This window comes from Flaviramulus basaltis (assembly GCF_900114265.1).
Classification (GTDB): domain Bacteria; phylum Bacteroidota; class Bacteroidia; order Flavobacteriales; family Flavobacteriaceae; genus Flaviramulus; species Flaviramulus basaltis.
Map to the genome: position 1 here is coordinate 643,474 of NZ_FPKV01000001.1, position 13,803 is coordinate 657,276.

Consider the following 13,803-nt stretch of genomic DNA (forward strand, 5'->3'; position numbering starts at 1 on the left):
TAATGAAAAGCCCACAGCGAGGTACGAGCGCGGACTTGCAATGTATAGCCCGACCCTTGTGGTAACGCCCAAAAATACTATTTTGAATTTCGTAACGTTTTCTTAACTTTAGCCACTAAAAGATTTTAGCCTTGTCACTAAACTTACAAGACATTCCTAGAGTAAAAACAATTACTAAAGAGGATTTTTTAAAACACTATTTTAAACCACAAAAACCTGTGGTTATTGAACGTTTTATAGACGATTGGCCTGCGTATACTAAATGGAATTTAGACTATATGAAAACCATTGGTGGCGATATTACCATACCGCTTTACGATGATAGACCTGTTAATTTTAAAGATGGTTTTAACGAGCCACATGCAAAAATGAAATTAGGTGATTATGTAGATTTGTTAAGGCGCGAACCTACCAAATACCGCATTTTTTTATGGAATGCATTAAAGGAAATACCCGCTTTACAAAAAGATTTTACGTTTCCAGATTTTGGTTTAAGCCTTATGAAAGGGATTCCTATGCTGTTTTTTGGCGGTCGTAATTCGCACACGTTTATGCATTATGATATAGATTTGGCTAATATTTTTCATTTTCATTTTGAAGGTGAAAAACAAATTATTTTGTTCGACCAAAAACAAAACGACTTTCTATATAAAATTCCGCATTCTCTAATTACTAGAGAAGATATAGATTTTAATAAACCCGATTTTAAAAAATGGCCCATGCTTAAAAAAGCTAAAGGTTATAAAACAATGCTAAATCATGGTGAGGTTTTATATATGCCCGAAGGCTATTGGCATTACATGCGTTATATTACACCTGGCTTTTCTATGAGTTTACGTGCTATTGCTAGAAACCCTAAAAATTTAACTAAAGCTATTTACAACATATTAATAATGCGAAATTATGATGGCATGATGCGCCGTTTAAAGGGGCAAAAGTGGATAGATTGGAAGAATGAGCAAGCTGTTATTAGAACACATAAAGACCTTTAAATAAAACTTTTTTATTTACTAACTTATAATACCTTTGCGCACTAAAAATTTTAAACTAAATCATGAAAAAAGTAATTTTATTAGTAGTACTATTAAGTGTTTCGTTTGTTAATTCACAGGCCTTTATAGGAAGCGGTGATAACAAATTTCAAGTAGGTGCGAATTTTCAAGATAATGGTAGCGGACTTAACCTTAGTTACGATTTTGGTATTGGCCAGAATATTTCTGTTGGTTTCTCCTCAACTTATCTTTTAGGTGTAGATGATGCCTTAAAAAATAACGCAAATGATGACTTAAATGCAGGTTTTGACAATCGGTTTGATATTAGAGCTCGTTTTAATGCTAACTTAGGTAACGTGGTTAATATTGATGAAAACTTTGATATTTATCCAGGTTTAAGCCTAGGGCTTAAAAACTTAGGTGGACATTTAGGGATGCGTTATTTTTTTACTGAAGGTTTTGGTATTTATACCGAATTAAACACTCCTTTTGCAAAATATAAAACAGAAAAATTAACGCCTGCTGAAAAATTGCATAACCAATTTACGGTTAATGTGGGTGCTAGTTTTAATTTGTAAAAAAAATTAAAATAGTTTACTAAAAAAGCGGTGAAAATTTAAATTTTCACCGCTTTTTTATAATTACTTTATCAATTCTGTTGCTTTTTCGTATACTAAATATGATTCCCATCCTCTATATAGCAGATAATCAATTAATTTCTTCCTTTTCTTAAACTTGTCCTTTTCTTTTATAGAATGCAGTCTTTTTTCGGCTAAATCATTAAAAACCTCGATGTACTCCTCTTCCTGTATGGTTGCAAGTGCTTGATTTATATTAACTTTGCTTACGTCTTTTTTCTTAAGTTCATAAGATAATCGACTGCGCCCCCATTTCTTGATTTTAAACTTACCGCTTACAAATGTTTTGGCAAAACGTTCTTCATTAAGAAAGTTATGTTCCAACAGATGAACTATGATTACATCGATAGCCTCGGGTATCATGTACATGGTTTCAAGCTTTTGCCTTACTTCTTGATGACACCGTTCTTGATACGCACAATAATGCTCCATTTTTTTGGTAGCTTCTTGTAGCGTATATGTTTTTTTTGTTTGCATTGGCTTTCAAAAATAACAATTGATAAACTAACAATAAGAATAAAAAAATATAAAAACCAAATCTACTATACTAAGCATTGCCTAAGTATAGATTTTTTAAACTTAACCGTCATGAAAAAAACTACCCTTATAAAATTCCTTACTTTATTTATAGTACTTTTTTCTACTATAAATTTTGGTTATGGCCAAATTTTTTATGACAATTTAGATTATCTAAATCCATATAAAGACCCTAATATAACGGCATCTGGCATAGACCCAGGCCCACAAATTACTGGGAATGATTACACTGATACCTATAGCCTTACCGCTTGGGATGGTGCAAGTTTAAATCCAGATCAGTATATTGAATTTACCATGACTCCAAACGCTGGTTTTTCTCTTAACTTTTCAAGCTTTGTTTACAATTCTGTTTATTATAATACTGGTCCTTTTTTACAATTGAGTTCTAGTTTAGATGGTTTTGCAACAACTGATGTTGCAAATATTGGAACACCTAATAATAGCGGAACAACAACTATAGATTTAAATACTAATGAATTTCAAAACATTACAAGTTCAATAACATTTAGACTATATATATGGGGAGCAATGACCCAGTATGAAGCTTTTGTTATACAGGACTTTGCTTTTAATGGAACAGTAAGTCCAATAGCATCATGTTTAACAAACTTAACATGGGATGGTTCTACGTGGTTTCCTCTTGCTTCTTTACCAACATTATCAAGTTCTGTTACTATTAATGGTGATTATAATACGTTTACTGATGGTAGTTTTAGTGCTTGCAGTTTAACAGTTACTAATGGAGCAACTCTAGATATTTCTGACAATGAATATATTGAAGTAGAAAACGACTTAACTGTAGATGCTGGTGGCTCTATTATTTTACAACCTTATGGCTCGTTTGTTCAAAATAACGATTCAGGAACTGTAACAAATGATGGCTTAATATCTGTAGTAAAAGAAACAGCTCGAATGAATGCTTGGTATGAGTATACCTATTGGAGTTCCCCTGTTTTAAATGCAACAATTGGTGGCTCTTTAACAGAATCTGAGCCAAGTAGACGTTTTCGTTATAATGGTCAAAACTTTTTAGATGCCTCTTATGAAATTGGAAATGATAATACTGCTTTTTTTGGGCAAGATGATATTGATGATAATGGTGATGACTGGGGGCGCGTTAATGGCTCAACAGTTATGCTACCTGGAGTAGGTTATGCAACTACTCTTACCGAATTTGCATATAGTGTTGCACCAGGAACTTCAAATAAAAAATTCAGACAAACATTTATTGGTGATTTTAACAAAGGGGTTGTAAATGTTCCTATTTACAGAAATGATTTTGAACTTAATGATAATAACTGGAATTTAATAGGAAACCCTTATCCTTCGGCTATTAGTGCTGATGCATTTTTAGCTGCAAATAGCAATGTGGACGCTAGCGCAAGAACAGATTACACAACTGACGGCGCAATATTCTTATGGTCTCAAAATACTGCGCCATCTGGTTCAGCCAATGGAAATGAACAATTAAATTTTTCAGATGCAGATTATGCTATTATTAATGGAATAGGAGAAATTGCTGGTGGCGATGGATTAAAACCAAACAGATTTATTCCTTCGGGTCAAGCCTTTTTTGTGTCTATGTCTAACGCAGCAACCGCCACTCTTGTTTCTGGAGATGTATATACAGCAGATGTTATTTTTAACAATAGTATGCGTGTTTTTGGTTCTGCAGATAATAGCCAATTCTTTAAAAGCTCAAATTCAAAAAAGAGCGCTACTTCATCAGCCAATAAATTATGGATAAATTTAACATCAGATAATGGTGTGTTTAATCAAATACTTGTTGGTTACATTAATGGCGCAACTAATAACGATGATGGTGCTTATTTTGATGCTCGAAAAATTGTAGCACCAACAGCTTATGCCGCTTTATATTCAACTATTGAAAATTCTGATAAAAAATTCGTGATTCAAGGTAAAGGAATTAATAGCTTAAATGCAGATGAAGTTATTAATCTTGGGTTTTCAACCAATATTGATGTTGCAACATTGTACACCATATCTATTCCTCAATTTGAAGGTGATTTTTTAAACAACAATCCTGTTTTCTTAAAAGACAATTTGCTTAATACTGTGCACGAATTATCGGCTTCAGATTACACATTTACTTCAAGTACTGGTGTATTTAACGAGCGTTTTGAAGTTGTATTTAGTGCAGCTTCATTATCTACAGATGATGTTTCTTTAAATTCAAAATCATTAAAAATTATTGAATTGGAAAATGATAATGTGCAGTTTACAACATCAGATAACTTAAATATTAAAACCGTAAATATATTTGATCTCTTAGGTAGAAACTTATATAATTTTAAAGGAAGCACAACTTCTGAAACATATAACCTTTCTAATTTGAGCAGTTCGGTTTTTATTGCTAAAGTTGAATTGTCTAATGGCGCAGTAATTACTAAAAAAGCGGTTAAGAAATAGTTGTTTTTGCAAACACAGATGAAGCCGTCTGTTTAAGTTATCCGGTTTCTTTTAGTAAGATTGCCACGTATTTCGTCCTTACAATGACATTACAAACTATACTTTAAAGCCAAAATAAAGTTTCTTCCAGCAGCAGCTATTCCAGATGAATAGGTTTTATAACGCTGGTCTGTAATATTCTCTAAACTTGCAGTTAAAGTTATAGAATTGGTTAGTTGATATTGTGTGCGTAAATTAAGTGTATACCAAGATGGACTGTATGGATTGCCTTTTGCATCTAAAGCATAGATATAATCCTTTTCTGTTTCAGATGGCGCTAATTGATAAAAGGATAATTCGCCATTGTAATTAGCAAACGCATCAAACTTTAAAATTCCAGAATCCCAAACTAAATGTGTGTTTCCAAAACTTGGCGCTGCATGCCTTACGGGTACTTCTATATTGCCTTCTACCTCGGTTCCACCAATAATATTGTATTGCGTTGTCAATTTAAGTTGATTTGTAAAGTTGATTTTTGCACCAACCTCAAAACCATAAATCCACGCTTTTGAGGCGTTTTGTATGGCTTGCACATTGCTTAATTCGCCATCATAAACAATTTCGTTTTCGCCATTTAAGGTGTAATTTCTTCGCACTAAGGCGTTATCTAAATACGTATAATAGGTATTCATATCTAAAATAACCTTATCGCCAAAATTCAATTTTAAACCTAATTCTCCACCGTAAGCGTACTCTGGTCGTAAATTCTCGTTGGGCACCACCACAGAGCCAGGCTCAGAATCAAAAACTTTACCAACATCGTCAATATTTGGTGCTCTAAATGCCGAAGATGCGTTTAATTTCCACTGTAATGTATTATTAGGCGACCAACTAATGCCAGCGGTTCCTGTAAGTGCGCCTGCTTCATTTTTTGATGTGCTAAAAGGTAAATTTAAGTAGGTGTTATTCTCTGTGAAATCTGCTTTAGAAATAACATGATTAAAACGCAAACCCGATTGAAATACAAATCTCGTGTTTGGTTTGTATTTAAAACTTGTATACACTGCTGCCGATTGCCAACTTGCACCATTAGGATATCGCGAAACTGTTGGCGTTACTATATTTGTTGAAACATCTTCTTCATCACCGCTAGATTTAACCTTGTTATAAATGTATTCCAAACCGTAGAAAAGCTCTGTTTTAGTGCTTAGTTGCTTTTCAAAATCTAAGTTAAATGAATAAGCATCGACCGCTTCTTCTCTTAAGTTTCTTATATTAGATTGAAAATCTCTATCCATTCTACTTTCTTGAAAATTTTGATAGGCTACTGTAGCTTTAATTTTATCATAAATTATAGAATTGCTACTTAACTTCGTGATTTGCAAATTAGACATAAACCATTTTTGTGGGCCGTAATTCCATTCTGCTGAACGTAATGTGCCTCCACGATAGCGTATTAAACGGTCGTACCTTGAATAGTCTGATGTTGCTGTATAAAACAAGCCTAAATCGAAGCTTAAATTTGCATCAGGTTTATAAAGTGCTTTTTGCATCAGGTTTATTTGATTATAACCTGTTACCTTTTGCGCCAAAGGATTGTTATTTTGAATAATAACATCGCCATTATTTGTTGCTAAAACGAATTCTGGTCTTAAATACTCATCAGGACCTTGGCTTCCCATACGCAAATCTCCAAAATCTGTATAACTCGCATTGGTAACAAATGCCCACTTTTTATAGCCTAAATTAAAATCGAAATGTTCTGTTTTTTCATCGCTGGCAGTAGCGTATCTTAATATCATATTAGCATCAAACAACAACGAATCTGTGTATGATAATTGTGGTTTTTGCGTATAAAAACTCATCACACCACCAATAGCATCGCTTCCATAAATTACGGATCCTGAGCCTAATGTAACCTCTGTGTTTTGTATTGAAAAAGGATCGATGGAAATAACGTTTTGCAAATTTCCGCCTCTAAAAATAGCGTTATTCATGCGTACACCATCAACAGTAATTAATAACCTATTAGTTGAAAAACCTCTTATCATTGGGCTTCCGCCTCCTAATTGGCTTTTTTGAATATAAACTTGCCCTGTATTTTCCAGTAAATCTGCACCAGTTTGTGGATTTGTAAATTGAATACTTTCTTTATTTGTACTTACTATTTTTTGTGGAATGTCTTTTTTACTTTGCTCAAACTTTGATGCAGAAATAACAATCTCATCCAAACCTTGCGTATTAGAAACCAAATACACCTTATTTGATTGCCCAAGCTTACGTTTTGTTATCTTTTTTAAAATGTGTGATAAATGCTTGAAATATATGATTTCAGTTTCCAAAAACACATTTAAATCAGCCTCTCCTCTAAAATTAGTAACCACACTTTTAGACTTATCTACATTATAAATTGCTACTCCAAAAACAGGCTCTTTCGTTAATGAATTTAAAACCTTTATGTTTTGAGCCTGTGATAGTGTAGATCCAATTAATAAAAAGAAAACAATGTAAAAAAACTTCATGTTTTAACTAAAAACTTGATTAAATATCTGTAGTGATTTAGGGGTTTTAAAATTACCTAAATGTAATTCAAAATAAAGCAAAATCATACTTAAAAAAGCCTGTCTTTGCTTTGCATTAATTCTCACATTAGGTAAGGCATCAAATGTTGTGCCTAATAAGGTTTTTAGTAATGTTAAATTTTCTCCAGAAACACTATATCTATCACTAGGTTTTAATTCGAACTTACCTTCATTTAAATTAAAAAACGGGAATTCCATTTGGGTTGTATCTGGATAAAACCCTAAATATTTAGTTAGCTTTAAAAGGAATAATAAATGAAAGTTGGAATACTCTTGTTGAGAATCTAGCCATAATAAAGTGTTTTCTAAATAGCTATAAAGAGCATCATTTTGTTCTTCCTCTTTTAACGTATTTGATAAAACTTCGGACAAAAACATAACAATAGAGCTTTTTAAAACATTTGAATGTAAGCTCGCATAAATATTATTCAACTTAGTTTCTTTAATAGCTTGTAAAGACCTATTCTCCTTATAAACAAGCATTATTTGCAATTGAGATAATAATTGAAAATATGCTACTTTTGTGGCGCCTTTTCTATTCTTTAAAACACCTCGTAACAAAAAGCTTAAAACACCTAATTGCTCTGTATAACACTTAACTATAAGATCGTTGTCTTTATATTTTAATTTAGATAGAACAATAGCGTTTGTAGTGATTAGCATTATCTAACGACCATTAATTTTAAAACTTTAGTTTCATAAGTATCTAAATCTGAAAGCATAATTAAATAAACCCCAGAAGCGACTACATTATTAGCAAAATTTTTACCATTCCAATAGGCTGTCCCTCCATCTATTTCAAGGTTATAGCCATTGTATCTTTGGTTTGTTCTAGATTGAGCTTCGGCAACTAAATTGCCTTCTATATCTGTGATTTTGATATTTACATTTTCTGAAATATCCTTAATTTTTACCTTTTCATCAACGATGTTAAAATTAGGTCTTACAGGATTTGGGTAAGCGTAAGCGCTTTCTAAGTCTTCAAAAGAACTCGATCCACCAGATTGAAAAGACACTAACCCTTTACTTGTTGCAATGTAAACTGTCCCGTTTGTATTATCCAAGGATACATCATTTATACTATTTGATGGTAACGGTGAATTATCTTTAGTAAAATGAAAAATGGTTTTTTGTCCATCTGATGAAAAATAAAATAATCCCGAATCTGAAGTTCCTATCCATTTATTATTAGAACCATCTACTTCAATATCTGTAATATTTTGCTGAAATAATAATTCTTTAGCGATACCATCTTCTTCAATAATAATTTCTTCTGCTCTTACATTATCATCAGTAAAAAAGTTAGAGATGTTATACAGAACACGCAACCCTCTAAAAGTTCCAATCCACAGTTGATTTCTTTGGTCTAATGCTAATGCAGTGGCTATTGTAGTAGGCATGTTTTCATCTTCTTTATATAAACTTCTAATAAGTTGATTACCCCCATTTTCATTATACCCAATTAGTCCAAATTGAAAACTTGTCACCCATTTTGTACCATCTCCTCCAATAACAAGATTTGAAAACCCTTGGTTTCCGGAAAACCCATTAGAAATTAGATCAGTAAAACTATAAGACATCCATTTATTAGTACTAGGATTATATGATTTTAAAGGTCTATCTATTAAACTTGTAATAGTCCATAACAATCCATTTTTGTCAAATTCTGATGCCCCTACTCTTAAATCAATATAGTTTGCATTGCCTGGCAAAACTAAAGACTCTAACCCACTATTTGTTTCATTATATAAAATAGTAGGCACATCTTCATTAACCTCCAATAAACCATTGAAAAATGAGCTTATGAATACTTGATTATTGTTAAAAGGATTAACGGCTATTTCGTTTAAACATTTTGCTGTTAAAACCTCACTATAAGGATTATTAATCCATTCATCTTCTTTTAAATGACTAAAACCACGACTATTTAATGGATATGGATTATAATATAAATCGTATTCTCCAAAAGTTACCCACAAACCATTGGGCTCTACTTCAATAGAAAATGGAATATTTAATAAAGGACCATCTGGATGAATTTCCTCAAAAACTACTGGGCTTAAAAGTGGGGTTTTTAAAATTCCAAAATCTTTCGTTCCTATGTAAATATTGTCTAAATCCGCAGTAGCTGCTGTATACAGGCTACTAAATGAGGAATCAATATCTACTTGAGAAACTAGGTTGAAATTTGCATCATATAAAAAAACATTATTTTGCGTTGTAACAATTAAATTGTCTCTAACAAATCTTAAATCTAAAGGAGCATTGGTGTACAAAAACACCTCACTAATAACATCATTTATAATTTGATAAATTCTTCTATTTGTATTTATGGCATATAATTTATCTTCCTGAGTTTCTATAGCTGTCCAATTTCCTGAGTTAACTAATTGCCAATTCTGAAAATCTATTAAATTAGGGTTTGATATTTCTGCTTTTCTAATACCATTACCCCCTAAGCATGCCGCATATATATTATTGTTAAAAATAGTGGTTTCACTTACCTGAATTTGAGCACCACCATTTCCAATAAAATAAGTGTCTCCAAATTCTAGTTTATCTAAGTCGAAAACTGAAATCCCATAGTTTGTAGAGATGTATATAAAATTTTGATAGGCATTAAAATGATTAATTCTTTTATCTGTAGGTGGTATTGTAGGCTTATCAACAATATCAACTACTGTTAATATGTTATCATCATTATCAAAAGCTATTTCGATTAATCCATTCTCATAACCTATAACCAATAATTCATATACTTCACTATAATAAATGGTTGAAATTGCATCACCTGAAAGGCCATTAACGGTAGTTATTTCTTCAATTTCATTTGTTTGTGTGTCTAAACTGAAAATAGCGTTATTTGAAGCCGCATAAATTTTACTATTGCCACCTTCAGTAATATCTTTTATTTCATTGTATGAAAAATGCCCTTTCCAAAGTGTAGAAAAATCTTGAGAAAAATTAAGTATTGGAAATACACAAATTAAAAAAACAACTAGTTTCTTATACATACATGTTTTTTTGAGTTTTCAAATATATTTATATCTAACGAGTTTTGCTTTAAAATAATATATTTTAAACAAAAAAGCTTCCTGTAAAACAAGAAGCCTTTAATTGATTTAATATAATAATACAATTCTACACAACACCTTGAGCCAACATAGCATCTGCTACTTTAACAAACCCAGCGATATTTGCGCCCTTAACATAATCTACATACCCATCATCATCTTTACCATATTCTAAACACGATTTATGTATATCTGCCATAATATCTTTAAGCTTATTATCAACTTCTTCTCTTGACCATTTATATCTTAGAGAGTTTTGAGTCATTTCTAAACCAGAAGTCGCAACACCTCCTGCGTTTGATGCTTTACCTGGCGCGAATAATATTTTTGCTTTATGAAATGCTGTAATAGCCTCTTTTGTTGAAGGCATATTTGCGCCTTCACTAACACAAATACAACCATTCTTTAAAAGCATATTGGCGTCTTCTTCATTTAGTTCATTTTGTGTAGCACATGGTAAAGCAATATCACATTTAACTTCCCAAGGTGTTTTTCCTTTTACAAATTTTGCGTTAGGATAAGACTCTAAATACTCGCTAATTCTACCTCTTTTTACATTCTTTAACTCCATCACAAAAGCTAATTTTTCAGCATCAATTCCATCAGCATCGTAAATATATCCTGAAGAATCTGAAAGTGTTAAAACCTTTCCTCCTATTTGCAATACTTTTTCAGCTGCATATTGAGCCACATTACCAGAACCTGATATAACGACATCTTTTCCTTTAAAACTGTTATTTTTTGTTTCTAGCATTTTCTCAGCAAAGTAAACATTACCATAACCAGTAGCTTCTGGTCTAATTAACGATCCTCCCCAAGACATTCCTTTGCCTGTTAAAACACCTGTAAATTCGTTTCTTAATTTTTTATACATTCCAAACAGAAATCCTATTTCTCTAGCACCAACGCCTATATCTCCTGCAGGAATATCTGTATTTGGACCAATATGTCTAAATAATTCACTCATAAAAGCATGACAGAACCTCATTATTTCATTGTCACTTTTCCCTTTAGGATCAAAATCACTACCTCCTTTTCCACCACCCATCGGTAAAGTGGTTAAAGAGTTTTTAAATACTTGTTCAAAAGCTAAGAACTTTAAAATACTCATATTAACAGTAGGATGAAAACGCAACCCACCTTTATAAGGTCCAATTGCAGAATTCATTTGAATTCTATACCCTCTATTTACTTGAATTTCTCCAGCATCATCAACCCAGCACACTCTGAATGATATTACACGTTCTGGCTCAACCATTCTAAGCAGAATGTTTTTACCATAATATATATCATGTTCAACAATATAAGGAATTACAGTTTCTGCAACTTCCTCTACAGCTTGTAAAAACTCCGGTTCATGACCATTTCTTTCTTTTACAAGGTCTAAAAATGCTTCAATATTACTTTTCATATGCACTTATATTACACTATAATTTATTAAATACGTAATTTATCGGCGCAAAGATACGTTATCTTTAAAAATAATGCCTTTGTTTTTAAAATTTCGCAATAGATATTTTTAATATATTTAAGTAAATTTATTAACATTTGTTTCTTAAATGAGTTTTTATATATTTGTTATTAATAATGCCTCAAGAAAACGAACCTTATTATGCTTAACTTGAAACAGTTAGTTTCTTATTTTTGTTTGTTTGTTATATTTCAAACTGCTAATGCTCAATTAGGCTTCTCTCATGAAATAGGGGTTATAGCTGGTCCTGTACAATTTAGGTCAGATTATGGCAGTCGTAATGAAGGGGAAACCAATTTTGGTAATTCTGGCATTGGAATAGGTATTGTTCATTTCTTTAATTTTTCTTACCGAAAAAATTATCATTATAGTTTTAGAGAAACATATTTTATTGAGCATTTTAAAATCCGCAATGAAATATCCTGGAATAGAACTAAATTAGAACATTTTGGAAAATGGGTTGATCCTAGCAAAACATCTGAGGATGCCAAAAGATTACGAGGACATACAGGTGTATCCAAAAATATTGATTTGGGTACTCAATTAGAGTTTTTTCCATTAAATATTCACGCATTTGAATCATTTACTCCCAAAGTAGCTCCATTTATTAGTTTAGGTATACATTATACTTTATTCAATGCTGAAGTAAACACAACTTATGCCAATCCAAATCCCCTAGCTATTGGCGATTTAACAGACCCAAGCAATTTTTATTCTCTTTGGAATCCAGGATCTGTTGATGCCTCTAGTGGAAGTACTTGGTCTGTGGTTAGTAGCGTTGGTGTAAGATATAAATTATCTAAACTAGCAGACCTAATGCTAGATGTTAGAGGGCAATATTATTTTAGCGATTGGGTTGATGGTCTAAACCATCAATTAGAATATAATAAAAATAATGATTGGTTAGTATGGGTAAATATTGGCTATATATATTATTTAGATTAACCCAAAGCTTGCTTTAAATCGACAATTAAATCTTCAATATCTTCAATACCTACACTAAGTCTAATTAAAGAATCTACAACACCTGTTTTTTCACGTTCCTCTTTTGGTATGCTTGCATGCGTCATACTTGCTGGATGACCACATAATGACTCAACACCACCTAAAGACTCTGCTAAAGTAAATACTTTTAAATTTTCGATAGTTTTTATAGCTTCTTCGTAATTATTTCCCTTTGTAGTAAATGATATCATACCTCCAAAATCTTTCATTTGGCTTTTTGCAATCTCATGATTTGGATGATTTACAAAACCAGGCCAATAAACGTTTTCAATTTTAGGATGCTTAACTAAAAACTCTGCAATAGCTTTTCCATTTTCACAGTGGCGTTGCATTCTAACATGTAACGTTTTTATGCCTCTTAACACTAAAAAACTATCTTGAGGACCACAAATAGCGCCACTAGCATTTTGAATGAAATATAATCTATTTGCTAAATCTTTATCTTTTACTATTAAAGCGCCCATAACTGCATCACTATGTCCGCCAAGGTATTTTGTAGCAGAATGCATCACAATATCCGCGCCTAAATCCAATGGTTTTTGTAGGTATGGCGTTGCAAAAGTATTATCGACAGCTAACAATATATTATTAGCTTTTGCAATTTTTGAAGCTGCTTTAATATCAATAATATTCATCATAGGGTTTGTTGGTGTTTCAACCCAAATAAGCTTAGTATTCTTATTTACAAAAGTCTCAATATTTGATGCTTCTTGCATGCCAATAAAGTGAAACTTAATTCCGAAATCTTGAAATATCTTAGTAAACAATCTAAAAGAACCTCCGTATAAATCGTTAGTAGAAATAACCTCATCACCAGGTTTTAAGAGCTTTATTATAGCATCAATTGCCGCAAGTCCTGAACCAAATGCGAGTCCATAATTACCGTTTTCAATGCTTGCAAAAGCATTTTCTAAAGCATTTCTAGTTGGGTTATGCGTTCTTGAATACTCGTACCCTTTATGTCCACCAGGTGTGGTTTGTGCATAAGTAGATGTTTGATATATTGGCGGCATTACTGCTCCATAAGCCTTATCATGTTCTTGTCCGCCGTGAATTACTTTAGTGTTAAATTTCATTTTTAAATTGAATTTA

The 13,803-nt window shown here is 32.1% G+C and carries 10 protein-coding genes; 4 read left to right on the forward strand and 6 right to left on the reverse strand.

The window, feature by feature from the left end:
- The first annotated feature begins 131 nt into the window (after positions 1 to 131).
- Positions 132 to 992 (forward strand): cupin-like domain-containing protein, encoded by an 861-nt coding sequence (locus BT151_RS02940; protein WP_072400258.1) that lies wholly within the window; start codon positions 132 to 134, stop codon positions 990 to 992.
- Between the two features lie 62 nt (positions 993 to 1,054).
- The gene (locus BT151_RS02945; RefSeq protein ID WP_072400259.1) at positions 1,055 to 1,570 is read left to right on the forward strand and encodes a DUF6646 family protein; all 516 of its coding nucleotides are present in this window, start codon (positions 1,055 to 1,057) and stop codon (positions 1,568 to 1,570) included.
- A 63-nt stretch (positions 1,571 to 1,633) separates the two neighbouring features.
- On the opposite strand, the gene BT151_RS02950 is transcribed toward BT151_RS02945, so the two are convergent.
- Entirely contained in the window at positions 1,634 to 2,107 is a 474-nt protein-coding gene (locus BT151_RS02950) for a regulatory protein RecX (RefSeq protein WP_072400260.1), read from the reverse strand.
- 111 nt (positions 2,108 to 2,218) lie between these two features.
- Here BT151_RS02950 and BT151_RS02955 point away from each other — a divergent pair, with 111 nt between their 5' ends.
- Positions 2,219 to 4,600: a T9SS type A sorting domain-containing protein gene (locus tag BT151_RS02955; RefSeq protein WP_143144242.1), complete on the forward strand. Its 2,382-nt coding sequence runs from the start codon at positions 2,219 to 2,221 to the stop codon at positions 4,598 to 4,600.
- An 89-nt stretch (positions 4,601 to 4,689) separates the two neighbouring features.
- Here BT151_RS02955 and BT151_RS02960 read toward each other — a convergent pair whose 3' ends face one another.
- The 4 genes from BT151_RS02960 to gdhA all read right to left on the reverse strand — a co-directional run bounded on the left by BT151_RS02960 (position 4,690) and on the right by gdhA (position 11,646).
- Positions 4,690 to 7,101 (reverse strand): TonB-dependent receptor plug domain-containing protein, encoded by a 2,412-nt coding sequence (locus BT151_RS02960; protein ID WP_072400262.1) that lies wholly within the window; start codon positions 7,099 to 7,101, stop codon positions 4,690 to 4,692.
- A gap of 3 nt (positions 7,102 to 7,104) precedes the next feature.
- Entirely contained in the window at positions 7,105 to 7,824 is a 720-nt protein-coding gene (gene recO / locus BT151_RS02965) for a DNA repair protein RecO (RefSeq protein WP_072400263.1), read from the reverse strand.
- The gene (porZ, locus tag BT151_RS02970) at positions 7,824 to 10,175 is read right to left on the reverse strand and encodes a type IX secretion system anionic LPS delivery protein PorZ (protein WP_072400264.1); all 2,352 of its coding nucleotides are present in this window, start codon (positions 10,173 to 10,175) and stop codon (positions 7,824 to 7,826) included. Before porZ ends, recO begins: the two co-directional genes overlap by 1 nt.
- A gap of 127 nt (positions 10,176 to 10,302) precedes the next feature.
- On the reverse strand, positions 10,303 to 11,646 hold the full coding sequence (gene gdhA, locus BT151_RS02975; protein ID WP_072400265.1) for an NADP-specific glutamate dehydrogenase: 1,344 nt from the start codon (positions 11,644 to 11,646) through the stop codon (positions 10,303 to 10,305).
- A gap of 201 nt (positions 11,647 to 11,847) precedes the next feature.
- Here gdhA and BT151_RS02980 point away from each other — a divergent pair, with 201 nt between their 5' ends.
- Positions 11,848 to 12,651, forward strand: a complete 804-nt coding sequence (locus BT151_RS02980; protein ID WP_072400266.1) for a THC0290_0291 family protein — start codon at positions 11,848 to 11,850, stop codon at positions 12,649 to 12,651.
- Here the strand turns inward: BT151_RS02980 and BT151_RS02985 are convergent.
- On the reverse strand, positions 12,648 to 13,787 hold the full coding sequence (locus BT151_RS02985; protein WP_072400267.1) for a cystathionine gamma-synthase: 1,140 nt from the start codon (positions 13,785 to 13,787) through the stop codon (positions 12,648 to 12,650). The two genes, BT151_RS02980 and BT151_RS02985, sit on opposite strands and share 4 nt — an antisense overlap.
- Positions 13,788 to 13,803 lie beyond the last annotated feature (16 nt).

Coding starts and splice junctions, on each gene's coding strand:
- BT151_RS02945 (WP_072400259.1), top strand. CDS start 1,055: ATGAAAAAAGTAATTTTATTAGTAGTACTATTAAGTGTTTCGTTTGTT.
- BT151_RS02950 (WP_072400260.1), bottom strand. CDS start 2,107: ATGCAAACAAAAAAAACATATACGCTACAAGAAGCTACCAAAAAAATG.
- BT151_RS02955 (WP_143144242.1), top strand. CDS start 2,219: ATGAAAAAAACTACCCTTATAAAATTCCTTACTTTATTTATAGTACTT.
- BT151_RS02960 (WP_072400262.1), bottom strand. CDS start 7,101: ATGAAGTTTTTTTACATTGTTTTCTTTTTATTAATTGGATCTACACTA.
- recO (WP_072400263.1), bottom strand. CDS start 7,824: ATGCTAATCACTACAAACGCTATTGTTCTATCTAAATTAAAATATAAA.
- porZ (WP_072400264.1), bottom strand. CDS start 10,175: ATGTATAAGAAACTAGTTGTTTTTTTAATTTGTGTATTTCCAATACTT.
- gdhA (WP_072400265.1), bottom strand. CDS start 11,646: ATGAAAAGTAATATTGAAGCATTTTTAGACCTTGTAAAAGAAAGAAAT.
- BT151_RS02980 (WP_072400266.1), top strand. CDS start 11,848: ATGCTTAACTTGAAACAGTTAGTTTCTTATTTTTGTTTGTTTGTTATA.
- BT151_RS02985 (WP_072400267.1), bottom strand. CDS start 13,787: ATGAAATTTAACACTAAAGTAATTCACGGCGGACAAGAACATGATAAG.